15 protein-coding genes and 1 tRNA gene are annotated in these 23428 nt (G+C 62.6%); 4 read left to right on the forward strand and 12 right to left on the reverse strand.

The genetic code is table 11. The features are described 5' to 3' along the window. Nucleotides 1-10: 10 nt before the first annotated feature. From ADJ95_RS06355 to argS, 9 genes are all read right to left on the reverse strand, one after another. Nucleotides 11-1114, reverse strand: a complete 1104-nt coding sequence (locus ADJ95_RS06355; RefSeq protein ID WP_049333687.1) for a hypothetical protein — start codon at nt 1112-1114, stop codon at nt 11-13. A gap of 234 nt (nt 1115-1348) precedes the next feature. Further along, on the reverse strand, nt 1349-2491 hold the full coding sequence (locus tag ADJ95_RS06360; protein ID WP_049333689.1) for a hypothetical protein: 1143 nt from the start codon (nt 2489-2491) through the stop codon (nt 1349-1351). Between the two features lie 390 nt (nt 2492-2881). Continuing rightward, nucleotides 2882-3964 (reverse strand): peptide chain release factor 1, encoded by a 1083-nt coding sequence (prfA, locus tag ADJ95_RS06365; protein ID WP_049333690.1) that lies wholly within the window; start codon nt 3962-3964, stop codon nt 2882-2884. 146 nt (nt 3965-4110) lie between these two features. Continuing rightward, nucleotides 4111-6270, reverse strand: coding sequence for a transcription termination factor Rho (gene rho / locus ADJ95_RS06370; RefSeq protein WP_049333692.1), 2160 nt, complete (start codon nt 6268-6270; stop codon nt 4111-4113). Between the two features lie 487 nt (nt 6271-6757). Then, nucleotides 6758-7726, reverse strand: a complete 969-nt coding sequence (gene thrB / locus ADJ95_RS06375) for a homoserine kinase (protein WP_049333719.1) — start codon at nt 7724-7726, stop codon at nt 6758-6760. 163 nt (nt 7727-7889) lie between these two features. Then, nucleotides 7890-8990, reverse strand: a complete 1101-nt coding sequence (gene thrC / locus ADJ95_RS06380) for a threonine synthase (RefSeq protein WP_049333695.1) — start codon at nt 8988-8990, stop codon at nt 7890-7892. A gap of 160 nt (nt 8991-9150) precedes the next feature. Beyond that, on the reverse strand, nt 9151-10440 hold the full coding sequence (locus ADJ95_RS06385; protein WP_049333697.1) for a homoserine dehydrogenase: 1290 nt from the start codon (nt 10438-10440) through the stop codon (nt 9151-9153). A 301-nt stretch (nt 10441-10741) separates the two neighbouring features. Continuing rightward, nucleotides 10742-12262 carry a diaminopimelate decarboxylase family protein gene (locus ADJ95_RS06390; RefSeq protein ID WP_049333699.1) on the reverse strand — a complete coding sequence of 507 codons (1521 nt, stop codon included), beginning with the start codon at nt 12260-12262 and terminating at the stop codon, nt 10742-10744. Between the two features lie 227 nt (nt 12263-12489). Then, the gene (gene argS, locus ADJ95_RS06395; RefSeq protein ID WP_049333701.1) at nt 12490-14154 is read right to left on the reverse strand and encodes an arginine--tRNA ligase; all 1665 of its coding nucleotides are present in this window, start codon (nt 14152-14154) and stop codon (nt 12490-12492) included. Nucleotides 14155-14228: 74 nt separating this feature from the next. Here argS and ADJ95_RS06400 point away from each other — a divergent pair. The 3 genes from ADJ95_RS06400 to ADJ95_RS06410 all read left to right on the forward strand — a co-directional run bounded on the left by ADJ95_RS06400 (nt 14229) and on the right by ADJ95_RS06410 (nt 16697). Further along, nucleotides 14229-14302 (forward strand) — tRNA-Arg (locus ADJ95_RS06400). A gap of 220 nt (nt 14303-14522) precedes the next feature. Further along, nucleotides 14523-15461, forward strand: a complete 939-nt coding sequence (locus ADJ95_RS06405) for an NADP-dependent oxidoreductase (RefSeq protein ID WP_239662807.1) — start codon at nt 14523-14525, stop codon at nt 15459-15461. A gap of 48 nt (nt 15462-15509) precedes the next feature. Continuing rightward, nucleotides 15510-16697: an alpha/beta hydrolase gene (locus ADJ95_RS06410; protein WP_049333705.1), complete on the forward strand. Its 1188-nt coding sequence runs from the start codon at nt 15510-15512 to the stop codon at nt 16695-16697. A 100-nt stretch (nt 16698-16797) separates the two neighbouring features. Here ADJ95_RS06410 and ADJ95_RS06415 read toward each other — a convergent pair whose 3' ends face one another. Continuing rightward, complete coding sequence (locus tag ADJ95_RS06415; RefSeq protein ID WP_049333707.1) at nt 16798-17259, reverse strand: helix-turn-helix domain-containing protein; 462 nt, start codon at nt 17257-17259, stop codon at nt 16798-16800. 295 nt (nt 17260-17554) lie between these two features. Between ADJ95_RS06415 and hrpA the strand changes: the two genes are divergently transcribed. After that, nucleotides 17555-22087 (forward strand): ATP-dependent RNA helicase HrpA, encoded by a 4533-nt coding sequence (gene hrpA / locus ADJ95_RS06420; RefSeq protein WP_049333709.1) that lies wholly within the window; start codon nt 17555-17557, stop codon nt 22085-22087. Nucleotides 22088-22298: 211 nt separating this feature from the next. Here hrpA and ADJ95_RS06425 read toward each other — a convergent pair whose 3' ends face one another. Both ADJ95_RS06425 and ADJ95_RS06430 read right to left on the reverse strand, forming a co-directional pair. Further along, nucleotides 22299-23159 (reverse strand): IS3 family transposase, encoded by an 861-nt coding sequence (locus ADJ95_RS06425; RefSeq protein ID WP_049333393.1) that lies wholly within the window; start codon nt 23157-23159, stop codon nt 22299-22301. Further along, nucleotides 23159-23428: helix-turn-helix domain-containing protein (locus ADJ95_RS06430; RefSeq protein WP_049332556.1), on the reverse strand; the 270-nt coding region annotated here is incomplete at its 5' end. The genes ADJ95_RS06430 and ADJ95_RS06425, both read right to left, overlap by 1 nt.

Raw genomic sequence — 23428 nt, forward strand, 5'->3', positions numbered from 1 at the left:
GTAGCAGGCGTCACCATAGCTCTCGACATTTCCCAAAGGGCGGGCTATACCCGCCATAGAAGGAATGAGCCCGAGATTTTTCATTAGGGACACCCGTGCATATATACTCTTTCGTTTCCTTGAGCCGAGCTACGTTCTCCCGCAACAACGCCTCATAGGGAGTGGTGTCCACGGTCTTCTCACGCAGGAGGTCTGCCAAAGCTTCCAACCGGTCGGTCACCGCGCGGGTTGCGTTCAACATTAGCTCTGTTCGTTCCCCAGATTTTCGGTCCAAGAAATCGTCCGGTTCTTCAAAGGAATAGTAGGGATGGTCCTTACGGAAGAAGCGCCCCGAATCCACCAGGTCAAGAAGAATATGAGGGGCAGAGTGTCCCACCAATTCGCCAGGATAGGGTTCTTCCCAGACCGAGGGGAACTCTGAATAAAACCAGCCAAGGTTGGGGTATCGCCTCCAATCCCATAGCTCAGGGTGACTTTCCTGCAGGCTAGCATACTCAGCAGATTGCCTCAGAGAATCCAAAGCACTCGCTACTTCGATGGTGATAGGGAGAATCTGCGCAACTGCACCGGCAAAATTCCAAGTCTGTCGATGCCTGCACTCAGGCCAATGATTCACACCTAGTTTTTCGTGCAGAGGAGCATCCAAGTAGACGTAACTGTGGTTGTCCACCACCACCATGCCCTCATAGACGGCCTTTACGATGCGCGAGCCTCCCCAAGTAAGCACATCATCTCCTGAACGGCATACGATATGTCGATAGTACCCATCCTCCGTCGTCAGAGTGACCCGGGTCTGTTTGACAGGTGCCCCAAGGTAAATCGCAGAATAACTCTCAAGCCTATCAGGCACTAATTCACCCGCCGAATCATAGTATTTAAGCTCGAGGCGGAGGGGATCGTCTTCAATAATCTTGCCAATAAAAACCTCGTATTCTTCGCCCCGTTTCCAGTCAAGATCCAGCCGAGCCGAATTCAGCAACCTCGCAGAAAACAAAGAACCCTCAACTGCGGCTACTTCCAAAACGAGTAGCTCTGTACCGCCCTTGCCATCATTGGAATCGCTAACCTTGATAAGAAATCCGTCTCCCGGTTGAGGATCTACGATAATTCCCATGTCCTCTGGCCCTTTCTCTCCTAGCTCTCTCAGCTGCACACTCTGTAATTTTGTTCCCGTCCGTGTTCCCGCTCCCCGGGTCTTTTTTTTTTCCCCCCCCCCAATAAGGAGGGAGGCGTCTTCCCTTGTGCTGGAGGCGGTCGGGGTCGGGGGGGGGGTGGCAGCCGTAACAGCCTGTCACGACCGCCCCTCCTCTACGCTATGCGCTACGGGGATATCTCATAGACGCTCCCCCTAGTACCAGAGGTCCTCACCCCGATAGTTCGGGTCGCCTCCGGCACAACGCCAGCATTTGGCGTCACAGTCCACATCACACTTTTCACCGGGAACCCCAGTCGACTGGTATTCGTATGTTCCCTGCAGATAGGACAGTTCCTCCCATAGCCGAGCCTCGAACGAAGTAGCTTCCCCAGTCTTCTCGCGAAGTACATTAGCTAGCGATTCCATCCAATCTGCTACTACGCGGGCTGCCCTACGCCTCATACTTTTCCACGCGTCTCGTTCCTCGTACCAGGACGGGTAAACCTTCAACGGGTCATCGGGTTGAACGCTATCAGGGGCAGAAAGATCGGTGTGCTTGTAAAAGAAGTACCCCGAATCCACCAGCGCCAACAGCATCTGAGGCGCAGTAGCGTTCAGCAATTCGGAAGGATACGGTTCATCAGCCAGCGGCGGAAAATACGAGCGGAACCAGTAGCTCCCAGCACTGTATATTCCTTCAAAAAGCTCCGGATGCTCCTCTTGAAGCTCCGCATATTCCTTTGAATGCTTGAGAGCGTTCAAGGAGTTCGCCACCTCCGGAGTAATCGGCAGGATATAAGCCACCGCACCGCCAAAGTTCCACGTCTGCCGGTGCCTAGCATCCGGCCAGTGGTCAGAACCCAGCTTCTTCTGCAGATACCTGCCGAGATAAACATAGTTATGGTCCTTCACCACAACCACGTTCTCGTAGACAGCCTTCACAACACGCGGGCCGTCAGAGGTCAACACATCATCTCCGGTCCTGCACACAATTTCTCGGCCGATTCCGTCCCTCGTCATCATTGTGACAGTAGTCTGGTCAAGGGGCGCCCCCAAATAGAACGCATACCTGAGCGACATATAACCATCAAATTCCTTGCCTTCCCAGTCGTAACACTTCAACCAAACTTTCAGGGGATCATCTTCCCTCACCTCGCCGGTAAAGACGTACCGATCATCCCAATAATCGGCAGTCCGACCAAGACGAGAACGGTTCAGCAAGCGTGCCGAGAACTTCGAGCCCTCAACCGCAGCAACTTCCAAAACCACTAGTCCCCTGCCGTCCTTACCATCATTACCGTCGCTAAATTCGGCAAGGATTCCATCACCCGGTTGAAGGTCAACAATAACGCCCATATTCTCTGCCTTTCGCTCAATAGCTAACCAAAATTATCAGTATCGAAATCTCAAAAATTACCGGTGCCGGACTACGTTGCCCGGCATCCCTAAAGCGGCTTCCATCTTTTCTCTATTCGTTTTTCAAAGAACACCGTTACCGGGGCTATCACTCGCGATAAACCCCGCCAACGCTAGCTACACCTCCAGTCTAGGGTGAAGCTTTCAAACGCGCGCGGCGTTTGGTCATTCACCACTCAGCTCCCGGCGACAGGGCGCAAAAAGGCGCGCGAGTTCAGCGATCAAGCTAAACTCACGCGCCTATACCGGTCTGCTAACGCAAACCCAAAGCCACTAACAAGTGAAAGTTATACAGAACCTACGTCTGTACAGAGTTACTTCTGCACAGAATTACTTCTGCTCCTGGCCCACCTGAGCGAGGCGGTGCGCCTCGTCCATCTCAATAGCGGACTGAACCACCGGCTCCAGGTCACCGTTCAGCACGGCGTCCAGGTTGTATGCCTTGTAGCCGGTACGGTGATCGGCGATGCGGTTCTCCGGGAAGTTGTAGGTACGGATGCGCTCCGAACGGTCCATGGTGCGTACCTGCGAAGCACGGTGTGCCGCGTTTTCGGCGTCAATCTGCTCCTGCTGGTGAGCCAGCAGTCGCGCACGCAGCACGCGCATCGCGGCTTCACGGTTCTGCAGCTGAGACTTCTCGTTCTGCATCGCCACGACAATACCGGTCGGCAGGTGGGTAATACGCACCGCCGAGTCGGTGGTGTTCACCGACTGACCACCGGGGCCCGAAGAACGGTACACGTCAATCTTCAGGTCGTTCTGGTTAATCTCGATTTCCTCGGGCTCATCCACCTCGGGGAACACCAGCACACCGGCGGCGGAAGTGTGAATACGGCCCTGAGACTCGGTCGCCGGAACACGCTGCACGCGGTGCACGCCACCCTCGTACTTCAGGTGCGCCCACACGCCCTCGGCCGGCTCGTTCGAGGAGCCCTTAATAGCAATCTGGGCGTCCTTGTAACCACCCACGTCGGTGCTGGTCGAAGAGATAATCTCGGTCTTCCAGCCCTTGTGCTCGGCGTAACGCATGTACATGCGCAACAGGTCACCCGCGAACAAGGCGGCCTCGTCACCACCGGCACCGGCTTTCACCTCGAGAATGACGTTGCGGCCATCGTCCGGGTCACGCGGAATCAGCAGGCGGCGCAACTTCTCCTGAGCTACCTCCAGCTCCTCCTCCAGGCCGGGAATCTCCGCGGCGAACTCCGGGTCCTCCTCGGCCATCTCGCGAGCGGCCTCGAGGTCGTCCTTGAGCGAGGTGTACTTGTTGTAGGCGGTCACGATACCGGTCAGCTCCGCGTAGCGGCGGCCCACTCGGCGTGCCTTACCCTGATTCGACTGCACGGCGGGATCGGCCAGCTGATTCTGCAGGTCAGCGTGCTCGTCCAGCAGAACCTGAATAGATTCAAACATTCTCTCTTCCATCTCCCGCACTTTACGCCGCACGGGCGGGCACTAGAATTCGTCACTCCCCTGACGGGGCGCCTCGCTGGGAGGCACGGGTGAACGCCTCACGCGCCCCACCGTCGTACCGGGGTGGGGCGCGTGAAACACGGGTCTTAGTCGACCAGGCGCAGGCCGTTCTTCTGCACCGTGAGCAGGAACTCCACGTTGCTTTCGGTCTTGCGTAGCTGGTTGGTCAGAACGCCCAGGGCCTGCTCGGGCTCCATGCCGGCCAGGGCACGGCGCAGACCCCACATGATCTTGATTTCGTCCGGGGAGAGCAGGTTCTCTTCGCGGCGAGTACCGGAGGCGTTGATGTCCACGGCCGGGAAAATACGCTTGTCGGCCAGCTGGCGGGACAGACGTAGCTCCATGTTACCGGTGCCCTTGAACTCCTCGAAGATCACTTCGTCCATCTTCGAGCCGGTCTCGACCAGGGCGGTAGCCAGAATGGTCAGCGAACCGCCCTCTTCAATGTTGCGGGCGGCACCGAAGAACTTCTTCGGCGGGTACAGTGCGGCAGAATCCACACCACCGGAGAGGATACGACCGGATGCGGGAGCCGCCAGGTTGTATGCGCGGCCCAGGCGGGTCATGGAGTCCAGCAGCACGACCACGTCGTAACCCAGCTCCACCATGCGCTTAGCGCGCTCAATAGCCAGCTCGGCAACCGTGGTGTGGTCCTCGGCGGGGCGGTCGAAGGTCGAGGCGATAACCTCACCCTTGACGGTGCGCTGCATATCGGTCACTTCTTCAGGACGCTCGTCCACCAGGACCATCATCAGGTACACGTCCGGGTTGTTCACGGTAATCGCGTTCGCGATGGACTGCAGCATGAGGGTCTTACCGGCCTTCGGCGGCGAGACAATCAGACCACGCTGACCCTTACCGATCGGGGACACCAGGTCCACCACGCGAGTGCCCAGCTTCTTCGGGGTGGTCTCCAGGCGCAGACGCTCCTTGGGGTACAGCGGGGTCAGCTTGGAGAACACGCGGCGGTTAGCGGCCTCTTCAACGCTCTGACCGTTAATCGCCTCAACCTGAACCAGGGCGTTGAAGCGCTGGCGGCTGTTCGACTCGCCCTCGCGCGGCACGCGAATCGCGCCGAGCACGTGGTCGCCCTTACGCAGGTTGTACTTCTTCACCTGGGCCAGGGAGACGTACACGTCGTTGGTGCCCGGCAGGTAGCCGGTGGTGCGCACGAACGCGTAGTTGTCGAGGATGTCCAGCACACCCGAAATCGGTGCCAGCACATCGTCTTCGTTCAGGCGGGGCTCGTTCTCCTCGCGGCGGCGAGCCTGCTTCTCGGTGCGCTCGGCCTGACGGTCACGCTTGGAACGGCGCTCGGTACGCTCGGAGTTCTTACGCTCAGCACGCTCTGCGCGCTCGGCCTGACGGTCACGCTTGGAACGGCGCTCGGTACGCTCTGCGCGTTCGGTGCGTTCGCCGTCCTGATCGCGGCGACGCTCGCGGGTGCGGGTGCGCTTGGAGCTCTTCTCGCCGTCAACGGCGCCGAAGGTCATGTCCAGGGCGGCGTTCAGACTGTCCAGGCTTGCGGTGCCATCGGCGGTGGATGCCTTCAGCTCGGAGGAGTTCGGAGCCGAATCGCCCGGCTCGGAACGCTCAGAGATACGCTCCGCGGCCAGCTCGGCGCGCACATCCAGCGGGGGAAGCTCTGCGGGCTTCTCGTCCTTGCGGCTACGGCGGGTGCGCTTCTCGGGCTTCTCGGACTTCTCGGACTTCTCACCCTTCTCGGAGGCCTCGGGGGCCTCCTGACCCTCGGCGGCGCGGCGAGCGCGAGCACGCTTCTGAGCGGGGGTCTCGTAACGCGAAGAGCGGGTGCGCTTCTCGGACTTCTCAGACTTTTCGAAGCCCTCGGACTCGCTCTTTTCTGCCTTCTCGGCCTGTGCCTCAGCATCCTTCTGGACGCGGGTACGGCGGGTACGGCGAGTCTTCTGAACAGGCTCGGAGTCCTTCTCACCCTCGGCGGGAGCCTCAGCGGAGGCCTCGGCGGCCTTCTCCTCGGCCTTCGCGGTGGGCTTTTCGGAAGTCTTCTCGGCGGGGGTCTCGGCCTTCGGAGCGGCCGGGGCAGCTACGGCGCCACCACGCTGGTGCTCCTCCAGAGCCTGAACCAGCTCCGCCTTCTTCAGCTTCAGGTAGCCACGAATACCCAGCTGCTGAGCCAGGACGCGCAGCTGCGCGACCTTCAAATTTGCCAGTTCCGGCGCGGTCGATGCCGTGCCGAACTCATCGGTGACAACAATATTTTTTGCCAACTACAATTCCTTTGGTTGTAAGCCCTGAAAATCTTCAGAATAAAGATCGGGCGGGCGCTATAGCGCGGTCAAAGGTTCCTGCGCCGCCGCAGAACGCGGCGACCTGCACCTTCGACTCCCTCGAACCGCGCTGGAGGCGGTTCGCGTCTCTTACCGTACCCGCCGATTCAGACACGGCGAGCACACACGGAAGATAAGGCGCTCTATCATTATGCGTGCACCCCTCATTCATCGGACCCGCACCTGGGGCCGGCGGGTCAAGAATGAACGGTCGGGAGGGTTCAATCGCCGTAACCGAGACCGTACCTTCACGTCGGCACCCTGCGGGTGAGGCATTGTAGAAGGTAAGCTCCCCTCCGAGGCCCAACCGGGTACAAGGTCCGGAAAGGGGCGAAACGGGGTGAGGTACAGAACGTACCCGCGAGGAAGCGTCAATTACGGTCGTCGTCGAACGGCGGGTAGAACCCGCGATAGGACGTTACACGTCCTACTGAGTAACTATAACACCTTCAGTATCAATTTCAAGAGGGAGCACGCGCCACTTCAGACGACGGTCCTCCACCTCGCTCGCGGGGCTCTGCGCCTCGAACTCGGCAATAGCCTCGGCGGCCTGCTGCACCTGCTCATCACCGCGGGCGAAGGTCAGGACGGTCGGGCCAGCGCCCGAAATCACGGCGGCCAGGCCGCGCTCGCGCAGGAAGGCAACCAGGGCGGCCGACGGCTCCATGGCGGGAACGCGGTAGCCCTGATGCAGGTAGTCCACCGTCGCATCCATGAGGTACTCGGGAGCATCCGAGAGCGAACGCACCAGCAGCGCGGAACGCGCCGAATTGGCCGCGGCCCGAGCGTGAGGAATCTCCGCGGGAATCAGGGAACGGGCCAGCTTCGTGGACACCTCGTAGTCGGGCACGGCCACGACCGGACGCACCTGCGGGTGCACCGGAATAATCAGGGAGTGCCACTCCCCCAGCTGTCCCCAGGACACCGAGAGGTTACCGTAAATCGCAGGAGCCACGTTATCGGGGTGACCCTCCATATCGGAGGCGACCTGCAGCATACGCTCGCGGTCCAGGCGGTGCTCCTCGGGCAGCAGCGCGCTGGCGGCCGCCACGCCGGCAACAATCGCGGAGGCCGAAGAGCCCATGCCGCGCGAGTGCGGAATCTTGTTATCCGCAATCAGCTTCAGCGGGGGCAACTCCTCCAGGCCGGCCGCCTCAAAAGCCGCCTTCATGGCGCGAACCACCAGGTGGTTTTCGTTGCGCGGAACCTCGGCGCTACCCTCACCCGTCAGCTCAAATTCCAGGCCGGACTCGATGCGCTCAACCCTCAGCTCATCGTAGAATCCCAGGCCCAGGCCCAGGCTGTCGTAGCCGGGACCCAAATTGGCGCTCGTGGCGGGCACGCGCACGGTGACGGATGCACCCACGGGAATATCAGAAAGGTTCAGGGAAGACATGTGAAGAGGTACCTCGCGATCGGTGACGGAGTGAGCGAGCGGGATGCTGATAATCCGCACATCCGCCATAACAATGGGTGGTGGCGGGGTACGGGCCCCGCCATCATGCAGGTGCACCCCGCCCCGAAAACCGGGACGGAGTGCACCTCGTAGTACGAATAGGCTAGTGCAAATCGAGAATATTTGCCACAGCAACCACGTCGAAGGGAGCCTTGGTCGGCTCGACCTTCACGCCGTTCACTGCCTCCAGGGCCCACTGCGGGTCCTTCAGGCCGTGGCCGGTCACGGTGATGACGATGGTCTTACCCTCGGGGGCCTCACCCGCGCGGTGCTTCTTCAGCAGACCCGCCACACCGGCGGCCGAAGCGGGCTCCACGAACACGCCCTCGCGCGAGGACAGCCAGCGGTGCGCCTCGAGAATCTCCTCGTCGGTCACGGCCTCAATCACGCCGCCGGACTCGTCGCGGGCGGCCTCGGCCTTCTCCCACGAAGCGGGGTTACCGATGCGGATCGCGGTTGCAATGGTCTCGGGGTTCTCGATGGGGTGACCCGCCACGATCGGGGCGGCACCGGCGGCCTGGAAGCCCCACATGATCGGGCGCTTGGTGGCCACGGGCTCCAGAACCTCGCCGTCACGGTTGGTGTAGGGCTCGGAGTACTCCTTGTAGCCCTTCCAGTACGCGGTGATGTTACCGGCGTTGCCAACCGGCAGCAGGTGGTAATCGGGGGCGTCGCCCAGGGTGTCAACAACCTCAAAGGAACCGGTCTTCTGACCCTCGATACGGTAAGGGTTCACCGAGTTCACCAGGAACACCGGGTAGTTCTCGCTGAGCTTGCGAGCAATCTCCAGGCAGTTATCGAAGTTGCCGTCAATCTGAATGATGTCAGCACCGTGAGCGATAGCCTGAGACAGCTTACCCATAGAAATCTTGCCGTCCGGAACCAGCACCGCACAGCGCAGGCCGGCCTGCAGCGCGTAGGCTGCGGCGGAAGCGGAAGTGTTACCGGTCGAAGCACACACAACAGCCTTCGCACCGTCACGCTTAGCGGCGGTCATGGCGCTGGTCATGCCGCGATCCTTGAAGGAACCGGTCGGGTTCATACCCTCGAACTTCAGGTAAACGGTGTTGCCGGTCTCGGCGGACAGTGCCGGCGCGTGAATCAGCGGGGTACCGCCCTCGCCCAGAGTCACGACCTGAACGTCCTCACCGAAGGGCAGACGGTCACGGTACTCATTGATAACGCCCTGCCACACGTGTGCCATTGGCTTCTCCTTCAATCTTGAGGCGTACCGCTTACCGGGGTCCTGTGACCCCGGTAGCGGGTACGCGGGTTCGTCAGTGAGCGAGGGGCCTCGCGGGTCACCCTCGCAGGTTTAGTGCGGCGCATCAGGCCGCGGGATTAGATAGTCTTTCGATGTGCACCTAGTGCTTCTCGGACTCCACGCGAATCACGGAGTTCACCTCACGCACCGTATCGAGCGCGTCGATCACGGCGATGGCGCGGCGCAGGTCGGAGTCCTTCGCGGAGTGGGTCACCATACGAATCTGAGCCACACCCTCCTTCGGGGCGGACTGGCGCAGCGAATCCACCGAGATGCCGTGCTCGGCCAGGATGCGGGTAATGTTCGCCAGAACACCCAGACGGTCCTCCACCAGAACGCCCACCGAGTAGCGAGAAATCACGTTGTCCAGGCTGGTTGCGTGCAGCTGAGCGTGGGAGGTCTCGGGAACGCCGGGGCCGCCCAGCACGAGGCGACGAGCCAGGGACACGAAGTCACCCAGAACAGCCGAGGCGGTCGGGGCGCCACCGGCACCGGGGCCGTAGAACATCAGCTCACCGGCGTTCTCAGCCTCGACGAACACGGCGTTGAACGCACCGTGCACGCCGGCCAGCGGGTGCTGGCGCGGAATCAGGGTCGGGTTCACGCGAATGTTCACACCGTCTTCACCCTCGCGCTCGCAGATAGCCAGCAGCTTGATGACGTAGCCGTCTGCATCCGCTGCCGCGACGTCATCGGCGGTGATGGCGGTAATGCCCTCGGTGTGCACATCGTCAATCGTGAAGTCCGAGTGGAACGCCAGCGAAGCAACAATAGCGGCCTTCGAAGCGGCGTCGAGGCCCTCAACGTCGGCGGTGGGGTCGGCCTCTGCGTAGCCCAGCTTCTGGGCGTCGGCCAGCGCATCCGCGAAGGAGGCGCCGGTGGTGTCCATCTGATCAAGAATGTAGTTGGTGGTGCCGTTCATGATGCCCAGAACGCGGGTCACGCGGTCACCGGCCAGGGAGTCGCGCAGCGGGCGCAGAATCGGAATCGCACCGGCCACGGCGGCCTCGTAGGACAGCTGCGCGCCGGATGCATCGGCGGCGGCCTGCAGCTCCACACCGTGCTTGGCCAGCAGGGCCTTGTTGCCCGAAACGACGGACTTGCCGGCGTTGAGCGCGCGCAGGATGCGGGTGCGGGCCGGCTCGATGCCGCCGGTCAGCTCGATCACCACGTCGGCGGCGTCAATCAAAGCTTCGGCGTCGGTGGTGTACAGCGAGGGGTCGGCATTCCAGTGGCGAGTTGCCTGAGTATCACGCACGGCAATGCCGATCAGCTCGACGGGCGCACCAATGCGCTTCTCAAGGACGGCGTTATCCTCTACCAGGATGCGTGCCGCCTGGGAACCGACGTTACCGGCACCCAGCAGGGCAACTTTGATCTTGTCAGCCACGATAGTCTCTTTCTACGGTCGTTCCGGGGCGTTCCCCGGGGTCTCTTCGGGCTACGGTGCGGCGCGCTACGCGGAGCACGCACTCAACACCACTTTATCAAGAGGCGGGATGAAGCCATCGGCCTCAAGCTGCGACTTTTATTCTCTGAGATGAGGCATCCCTCACAATTATGAGGTGAGCCTTATCGTCGGCGGAGTCTTGAACGCGCAATACCGTGAAGCCCCGCCTGCAACCGCCGCCTCACGGCGTGCAATTCAGAGACGGGGACTTCACGGTTTCTTAGATTCTGGGATGGGGTTCTTAGATATCCGAACCCATGTCCAGGGCGAGCATGTCGTCCTCGCTCTGGCGGCGAATCATCACGCGGGAGGGACGCCCCTCGGCGGTCGCAATCACCGGCGGGCGGGTCAGGAAGTTGTAGTTCGACCCCAGCACGTAGCAGTACGCGCCCGTCGCCGGAACCGCCAGAATATCGCCCGCCTGCAGGTCGGCCGGCAGGTAGCAGTAGCGCACCACAATATCGCCGGATTCGCAGTGCTTACCCACCACGCGGCAGAGCACCTGCTCCCCCTCCGGGGCACGGTTCGCCAGGGTTGCCGAGTAGTCCGATTCGTACAGCACCGGGCGGGCGTTATCGCTCATGCCGCCGTCCACCGAGACGTAACGGCGCACGCGAATCTCGCCGTTTTCGTCCTCAATGCTCACGTTCTTGATGGTGCCCACCGTGTACAGGGTCGCGCCCGAGGGGCCCGAAATCGAGCGACCAGGCTCGAAGGACATATGCGGAATCGCCATGCCCAGGCGCTCGCAGGTGGCCGCAACCGAAGCGGCGATGGATTCGGTCACCTCGGCGATGGAGCGGGGACGATCCGCCTCGGTGTAGGCGATGCCGTAGCCGCCGCCCAGGTCCAGTTCCGGCAGGGTCACGTCCAGGTCACGGTTGAGGCGGTTCATGAATTCCAGAGCGGTGGTTGCCGCCTGCTCGAAGCCTTCCGCCTCAAAAATCTGCGAACCGATGTGGCAGTGAATACCGCGGAATTCCAGGGAGTCGGTCACATTCAGGATTGCCGCCGCCAGCGCAGCGTAGGAGTCGGAGGCCTCCACGCCCCAGTGCTCCAGCTCTGCCTCGTCCAGGCCGGCCAGCGCAGCGGTACCGGGCTGCAGGGACATGCCGAACTTCTGGTCCTCGTGAGCGGTCGCGATCGACTCGTGGGTGGAGGCGTGCACGCCCGGGGTGATGCGAATCAGCACCGGAACGGGCGGGTAGGGCTCCTCACCCTCAGCCACGCGCTCGGCGGCCAGCTCGGCGTACACCCGCTCAATCAGCTTGATTTCGTCCACCGAATCGGCCACCACGCGGCCCAGGCCGCTACGAATCGCGCGGGCGATTTCGGCTTCCGACTTGTTGTTGCCGTGCAGGGCGATGCGCTCGCCGGGCATGCCGCCGCGCAGCGCCAGCGCCAGCTCGCCACCGGAGGCGGTATCCAGGCACAGGCCCTCCTCACGAACCCAGCGAACGACCGCGGTGGAGAGGAAGGACTTGCCGGCGTAGTAGACGCTCACCTGCGCGCCATGCTTGGCGAAAGCCTGCTCGAAAGCGGTGCGGTAGGCGCGGGCGCGGGCGCGGAAGGTGGTCTCGGAGAAAACGTACTGCGGGGTGCCGTGCTCGGCGGCCAGCTCGCTGACGGTCACACCGTCGATGCAGAGCTCACCCTCCGCATTGCGGGTGAAGGAATCGGTCCAGATGCTTCGGGACAGGTCGGCGGGGTTCTCAGGCTGGGTCAGCCATTCGGGGCGGTAGAGGGAACGGGCTTCGCTCATCGTGTCTCTTTCTGGATGTTCTTGCCCGCCACGCTCCGGGGTCAACGCCCTCGGCGCGGCGGCGGTTCTCTGTCTGTTCAGCTTGCCTGTGTAGTCTGTCTGGGCACTGTGCCCTGTGCATTGTGCCCTCTGTGCACTGTGCCGGGTTGGGCAATGAAGCCACCGGCGGCGGCATACGTTCAACCCCCGCCCCGGTAGCACCGGGTCGGGGGTTGATTCGAGGGGTATTACATGCGCTCGGGTGCGCTCACACCCAGCAGGTTCAGGCCGTTAGCCAGCACCTGCTGTGCTGCGTTGTTCAGCAGCAGGCGGGTGCGGTGCAGGTCGGTGACCTCTTCATCCGCCTTGGGGGCGACGCGGGAGACGCCGTACCAGCTGTGGTACGCCGAAGCGAGCTGCTCCAGGTAGCGGTTCACGCGGTGCGGCTCGTAGAACTTCGCGGCGTCGCGCACGGCGGCGGGGAACTGGCCGAGCACAGCCAGCAGCTCGCCGTCAGCGGCGGAGTCGAGCAGGGAGGTGTCCACGCCGTCCTCAATCTTCACGCCGGCCTCCGCGGCGTTGCGTGCCACGGCGGCGGTGCGTGCGTGAGCGTACTGCACGTAGTAGACCGGGTTCTCGTTGCTCTTGGAAGTCAGCAGGCCCAGGTCAATGTCGATGGGGGTATCCACCGAGTAGCGGGTCAGCTCGTAGCGAGCCGCGTCAACGCCAACGGCCTCGACCAGGTCCTCGAGGGTGACCACGGTGCCGGCACGCTTGGACATGCGGACGGGCTTGCCGTCCTTGACCAGGTTCACCAGCTGACCAATCATGACCTCAATCTGGTCGGCGCGGTAGCCAAGAATCTGGGCGATAGCCTTCAGACGGCCCACGTAGCCGTTGTGGTCCGCACCGAGCATGTAAATCGCCACGTCGGCGGGATTTTCAGCACGGGTCATCTTGTCCTGGTAGTAGGCGATATCGCCCGCCACGTAGGCGTGGTTGCCGTCAGACTTGATGACCACGCGGTCCTTGTCGTCGCCGTAGTCGGTGGTGCGCATCCACCAGGCGCCGTCGGCCTCGAAGAGCTGGCCGTTCTCGCGCATGGTCTCGAGCAGGGCATCCACCTTGCCGCCTTCGAACACGGAGTTCTCGTGGAAGAACACGTCGAAGTGGGTACCGAAGGCCGCCAGAGACTCCTTAATCTGATCGAACATCAGGTGAGTACCGATTTCGCGGAAAATCTCTTCGGGGTTCTCAGCCTCAAGCGCATCGGGGCGCTGAGCCAGGATCTGGTCCTTAATGTCGACAATGTACGCGCCAGCGTAGCCGTCCTCGGGGGTCTCTTCACCGCGGGCGGCGGCAATCAGGGAACGCACGAAGCGGTCAATCTGGGTGCCGTGGTCGTTGAAGTAGTACTCGCGCACCACGTTAGCGCCCTCGGCCTCCAGCACGCGGGCGAGCGCATCGCCCACGGCAGCCCAGCGGGTGCCACCCAGGTGGATGGGGCCGGTGGGGTTCGCAGAGACGAACTCAAGGTTGATGGTCTTACCGGCGAACTTGTCGCTGCGGCCGTATGCTTCGCCAGCCTCAACGATGGTGGCGGCGAGCTCGCCTGCTGCGGCGGCGTCCAGGGTGATGTTCAGGAAGCCGGGGCCAGCGATATCAACGGATGCCACGCCGGGGATGGCACCGATCTTCTCAGCCAGAAGAGCTGCTGCCTCGCGCGGGTTCTTGCCCACCTTCTTGGCGAGCTGCAGAGCGACGTTGGTGGCCCAGTCGCCGTGCTCACGGGACTTGGGGCGCTCCACTCGGACGGCGGGCAGTTCAGCGCCCTCCACGAGGGTCAGCTGGCCGGAGGAAATGGTTTCTTCTAGGGCAAGCGCAATGGCTTCGGAGAGTTCTTCAGGAGTCATAAGAACCTATTCTAGCAAGCATTGGGCCGGGGCTGACCGTTTATCCGACGCATATCTGATACCATAAGTGGGTTGCCTCTGTAGCTCAGCGGATTAGAGCACCAGTTTCCGGTACTGGGGGTCGAAGGTTCGAATCCTTTCAGGGGCACGATGTTCTTATTCGAGAGGGAACACGGGAGCCGATACTCGCCCAGCGGGTGTCGGCTCCTTTTTATTTCTGCTTACATCTCGGGTGGAAGCATCAGAGGCTGGACGCCTCCGCTCCCCTGTTGTTCCGGAGGCCCCGCAGTTGAGAGAATAGGGAAACGCGCACACCGTTCAAACAAAGCACGACAACACCACACCAGCGGAGGTAAACCGTGACCACCATGCGCCAGATTCAGCTCACCGAATGGGGCGACGAAAGCGTTCTGCACGAGGCGAACGTGCCCATCCCCACCCCGGTGCGCGGTCACGTGCTCATCAAGACGGTCGCCGCGGGCGTGAACCCCATCGACGTGACCACCCGCAAGGGCCTGGGTCCCGCCGCGCAGCTGGCCGACCCCTCCTATAGACCCTTCGTGCCCGGATGGGATGTTGCCGGCACTGTGGTCGCTACCGCCGGCGACTACACGGGTTTTAAGGTGGGCGACGGCGTATTTGGTCTCGTTTCTTTTCCCTCCCCCGCCGGTGCGTACGCCGAGTATGTCCTCGCACCCGCCTACCAGCTGGCTAAGGTTCCCTCCGACGTTCCGTGCGCCCAGCTCGGCGGCGCACCGCTTGCCGGGCTCACCGCCTACCAGTCGCTCTTCGAGGTGGCGCACCTGAAGGAGGGCGAGCGCGTACTCATCCACGCCGGTGCCGGAGGCGTCGGCCACCTCGCCGTGCAGCTGGCCATTCAGGCGGGCGCGCAAGTTTTTGCGACCGCCTCCGCCGCGAATCACGAGTTCGTGCGCTCGCTGGGGGCCCAGCCCATCGACTACCGCACCGAGGATTTCCGCGCGGTGCTGGGTCGGACCATGGACGTGGTGCTCAACTCGACCGGCAGGCAGACCTTCCTCGATTCGTTGGAGGTACTGGTCCCCGGCGGGCGCATCGTGACGCTGACGAATCCCGACCCGCTGGATGTGGCCCGCGAGCGCGGGTTTGAGGCGCAGTGGCTGACGGCTCACCCGGACCGTACGCAGATGCAGGAGATCGCCCGGCTCATGTCTCTGGGCCTGCTGAAGGTGCACGTGGAGAAGATTTTCCCCCTCGCCGAGGCCGCCGCGGCTCAGGAGCTTATGGCCTCCGGCCACACGCGCGGCAAGATCGTGCTGGTTCCCTAAGAAATTTAGAGACCAAAGAGCTAAGAAACCTAAAGAACGGGCTGATTCATGCTGAATTCCGAGGCCGCGCAGAGCGTCGACGAGTACCGCTCCGGTTTTTACCGCCCCGAGGGGTTTTTTGACGGCTTGTCCCTGCCGGGCTACGGGGCCGAAACGCCCGTCACGCGGGAGGCCTTCGCCTACGATTTCTACCCCGCGCGCGGTGCCGAGGGGTCCGGTTCTGTTGAGGAGTCGGGCAGCGCTGGGGTCGGTAGTACCGAGCCCGCTCCCCTGCTCATCTGGGTGCACGGCGGCGCCTGGCGCTTCGGCACGAACCGGGGCCTGCGCGATGTAGAGATCATGACCCCCGAGGGGCCGCGCACGAACCGGCAGACCCTCATGCGCCGCGCCCTGCAGGAACAGGGCTGGGCGGTCGCAGCCATCAACTACCGCTACTCGCACCAGGCGATTTTCCCGGGCGACCTGCACGATACGAAAGAGGCGGTGCGCTTCTTCCGCGCTCGTGCCGCCGAGTTTGGTATCGACCCCGGGCGCATCGCGATTGCCGGAGGAAGCGCCGGCGGGCATCTGAGCATGATGGCGGCGCTCGCCGGTCCCGATGCAGCCGGCTACGCGAGCGGGGATCCCGAACTGCACGAGTACTACGAGGGGCGTGCCTCCAGCAACTACCCGGGGGTGAGCTCGGCGGTTACCACGGCCGTTCCCTTCTACGGGGTCAGCGACCTGCGCACCATCTTCTCCGACCGTCCCCTGGCGGGGTACTCGCTGGTGCATCCGGACGACGACGGTGCCGAGTGGCGCCTGCTGGGATGCGATTACCCCGTGCGCGAGGAGCGTGAATGGGTGGAGCGCGTGCCCGGTATCGACCGAGAGCGCGCCCTGCAGAATTGGGAAAGGGCGAATCCCCTGGACCTTGCGCGCGGGAATTTTGCGCACAGAGTGTACGCCGACGGCTCTGCCGGCGAGCCCTCTCGCAAAAACTTCGACGAAAAGCAGACTGAGGAACAGGCTACGGACCGGGCGTGTGCACCCATCATGCTAGTGCACGGCATTGCCGATTCGTGCGTGCCGTACCAGCAGTCGGTGCGGGTGTATCAGGCCCTGCGCACGCGGCAGGTACCCACCGATTTGGTGCTGGTTCCGGGCGCCGAACACGGGGATTCGCGCTGTTTTAGCCCCGAGATTGTTCAGCGGATGCTGTCTTTCCTGAACGCCACGATGAACGCCACTGTGTAGGCGGCCCGTTACCTACCGTTAGGGCCGCGAATCGTGAGCGCCGCTCGGCTCAATTCGGCTCGGCTCAACCCCGCTCGGCTCGACCTATCGAGCGTTCAGCCTATCGGTTTCGTCGGCTGACGTGCTCGTGGTCGAGGCGGTAGCGTTCCAGGTCGTCGAACGCCACGCGACGGTGCGTGTTGATGCGCTCGAAGGGAATCTCGCCGCGCTCGAGGAGTCGCACGATGGTCGGTCGCGATACCCCCAGATAGTCGGCGGCCTCCTGGGTGGTCATGAGGCGGTCCTGGCGGACCACGCACACGTCCTTGCGGTCGGCGAAGGCCCGTGCCACCGAGGTGATGGGGCCGTACATTTCGGGGGAAATCTGTACCCTTTCCCCGTCGCCGGTCACCAGGTACAGGGTTTCGGCGGAGCTCAGGCGTTCAAAGTGCGTGCGAAGACTCGCGTGGACGAGGGCCTGGAACAGTTCTTCGCTGCGGTGGTGGATTTCTTCGTGGCGTGCGTCCTCGCAGCAGTCCAACACTGGAGTGCGTGAGGAGGTGTACGTCTTGGGCGTTGGCATAGTCACTCCTTCGTTACTGTGTTATACACCACTGTAACACCCGAACGAAAGTATCGAAAGAAAGCCAAAAAAGATACTTATTTCGCATCCGCCATACTTGAAATATTAGCGACCAATTTATTGGTTCCTTTAACCATTTTGGTGCTTTTTGAAACGTCTTGAGCTCGATCTTGCTCGCGCAAAGATGACGAGCTCTCCCTTTCGAGGGGTGCAACCCGCCCAAATATGACGCAATATTCGCCGGGTGCATACTCCCGTTCCCCGCCGCGAAGGGGGCGAGTACACTGGATAGGATATGTCTGAGCAGAAAACCCATCACGCAGATAAGACCTCCCGCGCGCCTAAAACCGGGGCGCCCCGAACCGCCCCCACCATGGCGAGCATGGCCGCCGCCATCCACGCGGCCAAGGTGCGCGCCTCCGAAAAGAACGCTGAAAAAAGCACCGAAAAGCCCGCCGGCAAAAACACCGGCAAAGACACCGAGAAGAACGCGGTAAAGAACGGCGCCCCAAAGAAGGGTGCACAGAAGAACAACGTAGACCGCAAGAACTCCTCCAACGCCTCCCGCTCCAATCGACGCGGAGGCGCCAACAATCGCGCCCGCAAGCAGGGTAACAGCAAGGGCAACCAGCAGGGCGGTAACAAGGGTAACCAGCAACAGAACCGCCCCGCCCCTCGCCGCTACGAGCCCTTCATTCCCGAGGTCATCACCTACCCCGAAGAGCTGCCCGTCAGCGAACGCCGCGACGACATCATGAGCGCGATCCGCGACAACCAGGTCGTCATCATCGCGGGTGAAACCGGCTCCGGTAAGACCACCCAGATTCCCAAGATGTGCCTCGAGCTCGGCCTGGGCGAGAAGGGCCTCATCGGCCACACCCAGCCGCGCCGCCTCGCCGCGCGTTCCGTGGCCGAACGCATCGCCGAAGAGCTCGGCCAGAAGATCGGCGAAACCGTCGGATACCAGGTGCGATTCACCTCCGAGGTCGGCGAACACAGCGCCATCAAGCTCATGACCGACGGTATTCTGCTCGCCGAAATTCAGAACGACAAGCTGCTGCGCCGCTACTCGACCCTCATCATTGACGAGGCGCACGAACGCAGCCTGAACATTGACTTCATCCTCGGCTACCTCAAGCGCATCCTGCCGCAGCGCCCGGACCTGAAGGTCATCATCACCTCAGCGACCATCGACCCCGAGCGCTTCGCCCGCCACTTCTCCCCCAGCTACGTGCCGGGTAAGGGAATCGTCGACGAGAACCTCAGCGACGAAGAACGCGAAATTGCCGAAGCAATCCTGCCCGACGACGCGCCGCCCATCATCGAGGTCTCCGGCCGCACCTACCCCGTCGAAATCCGCTACCGCCCCCTCGAAGGCGAAGAAGACGCCTACCTGGACGACGAGGAAGTGGCCGAAGACCGCGACCCCACCGACGCAATTCTCGACGCCATCAAGGAACTCTCCAAGGAAGCCCCCGGCGACATCCTCATCTTCTTCTCCGGCGAGCGCGAAATCCGCGACGCCAAGGACGCAATCGAGGCCATGGTTCTCAAGTCCCCGCGACTAAACTATGAAGTGCTACCCCTGTACGCGCGCCTCTCGCTCGCCGAGCAGCACCGCGTGTTCTCCCCCGGATCCCGCCCGCGCATCGTGCTCGCCACGAACGTTGCCGAAACCTCGCTGACCGTGCCCGGCATCAAGTACGTCATCGACACCGGCACCGCCCGCATCTCGCGCTACTCCGCGCGCACCAAGGTTCAGCGCCTGCCCATCGAGCGTATCTCGCAGGCCAGCGCCAACCAGCGTTCGGGCCGATGCGGCCGCGTCAGCGACGGTATCGCCATCCGCCTCTACTCCGAGGAAGACTTCAACTCGCGTCCCGAGTTCACCGACCCCGAAATTCTGCGCACCAACCTCGCAGCCGTCATCCTGCAGATGATCGCCATCGGCGTGGTGCGCGAACCCGGCGACATCTCGCGCTTCCCGTTCGTGCAGCCGCCCGCATCCCGCGCCATTAACGACGGCGTGAACCTGTTGCGCGAACTCGGCGCGCTCACCGAACGCACCCACCGCAAGGGACGAGGCGGTAACAACAGCGCAACCCTCACCGCCATCGGCCGAGCCATGGCGGCCTTCCCCGTGGACCCGCGCCTGGCCCGCATGATTATCGAGGGCGGCCGCCGCGGCTGCGCCAAGGAAATGATGGTGCTCGCCGCCGCCCTGACCATCCAGGACCCGCGCGAACGCCCCGCCGACGTGCGCGCAGAAGCCGACGCCATGCACGCCCGCTTCGTCGACGACACCTCCGACTTCTCCTCCTTCCTGCTGCTCTGGGACTACATCAACGAGCAGCAGGCGGCGCTGTCCTCCTCTCAGCTGCGCAAGATGTGCCACCGCGAGTTCATCAACTACCTGCGCATCCGCGAATGGCAGGACCTCTTCGCCCAGCTGCGCGAAATGGGCCGAACCGCCAACATTCACGCCAGCGGCGGTCGCGATATTAACGCCTCCGCGCACGAGGTAGACATCCACAAGAGCCTGCTCACCGGCCTGCTCTCGCACGTGGGTGTCAAGGAAGAACGCGAGAAGGACTCCAAGGGGCGCACCCGCGGCCCCCGCGAATACCTCGGCGCGCGCGGCACCAAGTTCGCAATCTTCCCCGGCTCCGGCCTGTTCAAGAAGGGGCCCGACTGGGTGCTCTCCGCCGAACTCGTCGAAACCTCCCGCCTGTGGGCGCGCACCAACGCCGCCATCGAACCGCAGTGGATCGAAGAGGTCGGCAAGCACCTCATCAGCGTGCAGTACTCCGAACCGCACTGGTCCCTCAGCTCCGGTGCGGCAGTAGCCTACGCCAAGGGCACCCTCTTCGGCCTGACCATCTACGCCGACCGCCCCGTGCAGTACGCCCGCGTGGACGCCGCCGCGGCCCGCGAAATCTTCATCCAGTCCGCCCTCGTCGAAGGCCAGTGGCACACCCAGCACAAGTTCTACCTGCGCAACCAGCGCGCCCTCGCCGAGGTCGAAGAGCTTGAGGCACGCCTGCGCCGCCGCGACCTGCGCGTGGACGACTCCGTGCTCTTCGCCTTCTACGATGCCCGCATCCCCGCCCACGTGACGGATGTGCGAGCCTTCGACAAGTGGTGGAAGCAGGCACGCCTCGAAGACGACAACTTCCTGGATTTCAACCCCGAGAAGCTCATCAACGAGGAGGCCGCCGACTACGACGACTCCCAGTTCCCGCGCCAGTGGGTGCAGCGCACCGACAGCGGCGAACTCACCCTGGACCTGCGTTACGAATACGCTCCCACCGCCGGTGTGGGAGGCGCCCGCACCGAAGCCGCCAAGCGCGACGGTGTGGCCGTGCAGGTACCGATTCTCTTCCTCAACCAGCTGAGCCCCGAACCGTTCCGCTGGCAGATTCCCGGCCTGCGCCACGAGCTCGTGACCGCGCTCATCAAGTCGCTGCCCAAGGCGATTCGACGCAACTTCGTGCCCGCGCCCGACGTGGCGCGCGCCGCCTGCGCCGCCCTCGAGGAAGACTACTCCCCCGCAACCGACGAGCTGCTCCCCTCCCTCGCGCTCGTACTGCGCCGCCTGCGCGGCGTCGTTGTCGAGCCCGAAGCCTTCAACTGGGACGCCGTGCCCGAGCACCTGAAGATGGGCTTCCAGGTGCGCAACGCCCGCAACAAAATCCTGGGTGAGGGCAAGGACCTGCGAGCCCTGCAGCAGCAGCTACACAAGGAGATTCGCAGCGCCCTCGCCGACTCGCTCGGTGCATCCGACGAGGCCATGGCGAAGATGGTTGCGCTCGCCCAGGGCGGCTCTGGTAACTCAGGCGGCTCGGGCAACTCGGGTAACTCCGCGGCTTCTGCCAAGAAGGGCGCGAAGAGCCCGGCGAAGGGCACCCAGGCCGAGGCGGGTGCATCCGGCGGAGTACGCGAGGTCACCGGCCTCACTGCCTTCCCCGCCGACATGTTCCCGGACGGAGCCATCCCCCGCAAGGTACAGCGCATCATCGCGACCCAGGCGGTTAACGGCTACCCCGCCCTCGTGGACGAAGGCTCTAGCGTGGGTCTGCGCATCTTCCCCACCGAAGCAGAGCAGCTGCACGCGCAGCGTCGCGGCATCATCCGCCTGCTCCAACTGCAGGTGCCCTCGCCCGTGCGCTACGTGAGCGAACACCTCTCCCACAAGGAGAAAATCGTCTTCACGCAGAACCCGCACGGCTCCATCGACGAACTCATTCGCGACTGCACCGTCGCGGCGCTCGACCACCTCGTGCCGCACACCCCCATCTTCACGCACGCCGAATACAGCGAACTCTACGAGCACGTGCGCGCCGAACTCATCGAGACGGTCTTCGACGTGACCAAGCTCGTCGCCGAAATCCTCTCCGAAGCCACCGCGCTGAAGAAGGCAATCAAAAAGGCAACCTCGCTGACGACCATGCACGCCGTCTCCGACGTGAAGGCTCAGATGGAGAACCTGGTCTACCCCGGGTTCGTGGCGCAGACCGGCTACGACCAGCTGGTTCACCTGCCGCGTTACCTGAAGGCCGCCCAGGTGCGCCTGACGAAGCTCGGCCCGAACCTACACCGCGACAACCAGCTGATGCTCACGGTGCAGGATCTTGAGGATTCCTACGATAACGCGGTCAAGTCGCTACCGGCAGGCACCATCGTGCCGGATGCGCTCCGCCGCGTGAACTGGATGATTGAGGAGCTGCGCGTCAGCTTCTTCGCCCAGGAGCTCGGTACCGCCTACACGGTGTCTGAGAAGCGCATTGCGAAGGCTCAGCGTGAGGCGCTAGACGCTATCAAGCGTTAGCTTGCGAGAGTACGGGTTGTGCGGATGGCGGTGTTCGTCCTCGCTCCTACAGGGGCACCCGCCCTCGCAGAGCTCGGGCACCCTGATGTCGCTACGGACGACACCGCCTGTCCGCGGTAGGTTCCCACCTCAGCTTGTGCTGTGAACGGCAAAGAGCCCCCACACGATCATGAACTGCGCCCCGAAACTTGGACGCTATAAATAGTAGCCGCTATGCAGCTTCCTGCAGGGCCTGAACCCGGTACTCAACCGGGGTCAGGCCCTTAAGCTTTACCTGGCGTCTTGTTGTATTCCAGTGCGTGATATAGGCTTCAAGGTCAGCTTTGAAACTCTCGAAGGTTGGCCAGTCCTGCCCGCGAAAAAACTCGTCCTTCAGATGTCCAAAGACCTGCTCAGTGGCACCATTGTCGATGCAGTTACCTTTGCGTGACATGCTCTGGATAAAACCATTATCAGCGAGCATACTGATGTAGGTCTCGTGCTGATACTGCCACCCCATATCCGAGTGCAAAATCGGCTTAGCTCCCTCGGGTTTGGCATCCATGAGTACCTGAAGCATCTCTTGCTGCTGGGCAAGATTAGGGCACATCGAGATCGAGTGGGCAACAATCTCTTTACTGGCAAAGTCGTAAACCGGAGCGAGATAGGCCTTACCGAAGGAAAGCTTGAACTCGGTGACGTCGGTACCCAACTTCTGCCAAGGACCAGTCGCCGTGAAATCGCGACCGATGACGTTCTCAAAACTTTGCCCCACCTCCCCCTTGTAGGAGTTGTACCTATGGTAGGCCCTCTCACGGCGTATACCGCAGCGCAGCCCCATCTGACGCATCATCTTCAAAACCGTCTTATCAGCGATACGCACCCCTTCCTCAGCGCGCAGGCACATAGCTATCTGCCTGTGACCACACCCGTTGGGGGTACGCGAAAAGATCTGGGCGACCTTGGCACGTAGCTGTACTCTGGTTGGCTGCTGGGGGTGAGCCAGCGCGTAGTAGTAGCTCGACCTGGCAAGGCCAGCAGCTTCGAGGAGATCACGCACCGCGTGTCCCTGCCCTGAAAGCTCAGCGACCACTAGGGCTTTGTCCCGGTTTGGGAGCGTCTGTGCGCCTTCAGGGCAATCGATTTTTTTAGGTACGCCACCTGCGCCTCAAGCTTGCGCACGCGCTCTTCGAGTTCCTCCTCACGCGTTGGCGGCACCGCCCGCACCGACCCCTTCGGCCTGCCCTTGGGCTTAGGTTTAAGCGCCTGCGCGCCGCCCTGCCGGTACAGCCTGCACCACTGCTTCAACGGTGTTACGCTTGCAATACCGAAACGCATCATCGCCTCAGGCTTACTCATCCC

The sequence above is a fragment of the Rothia mucilaginosa genome (assembly GCF_001061665.1).
In the GTDB taxonomy this organism is placed as follows: Bacteria; Actinomycetota; Actinomycetes; order Actinomycetales; family Micrococcaceae; genus Rothia; species Rothia mucilaginosa_A.

Excerpts from the sequence above, each read along its gene's own strand:
- thrC (WP_049333695.1), bottom strand. The coding sequence starts at position 8,990 with ATGGCACACGTGTGGCAGGGCGTTATCAATGAGTACCGTGACCGTCTG.
- ADJ95_RS06415 (WP_049333707.1), bottom strand. The coding sequence starts at position 17,259 with ATGCCAACGCCCAAGACGTACACCTCCTCACGCACTCCAGTGTTGGAC.
- prfA (WP_049333690.1), bottom strand. The coding sequence starts at position 3,964 with ATGTTTGAATCTATTCAGGTTCTGCTGGACGAGCACGCTGACCTGCAG.
- argS (WP_049333701.1), bottom strand. The coding sequence starts at position 14,154 with ATGACTCCTGAAGAACTCTCCGAAGCCATTGCGCTTGCCCTAGAAGAA.
- ADJ95_RS06390 (WP_049333699.1), bottom strand. The coding sequence starts at position 12,262 with ATGAGCGAAGCCCGTTCCCTCTACCGCCCCGAATGGCTGACCCAGCCT.
- ADJ95_RS06410 (WP_049333705.1), top strand. The coding sequence starts at position 15,510 with ATGCTGAATTCCGAGGCCGCGCAGAGCGTCGACGAGTACCGCTCCGGT.
- ADJ95_RS06355 (WP_049333687.1), bottom strand. The coding sequence starts at position 1,114 with ATGGGAATTATCGTAGATCCTCAACCGGGAGACGGATTTCTTATCAAG.
- thrB (WP_049333719.1), bottom strand. The coding sequence starts at position 7,726 with ATGTCTTCCCTGAACCTTTCTGATATTCCCGTGGGTGCATCCGTCACC.
- ADJ95_RS06360 (WP_049333689.1), bottom strand. The coding sequence starts at position 2,491 with ATGGGCGTTATTGTTGACCTTCAACCGGGTGATGGAATCCTTGCCGAA.
- hrpA (WP_049333709.1), top strand. The coding sequence starts at position 17,555 with ATGTCTGAGCAGAAAACCCATCACGCAGATAAGACCTCCCGCGCGCCT.
- ADJ95_RS06405 (WP_239662807.1), top strand. The coding sequence starts at position 14,523 with ATGCGCCAGATTCAGCTCACCGAATGGGGCGACGAAAGCGTTCTGCAC.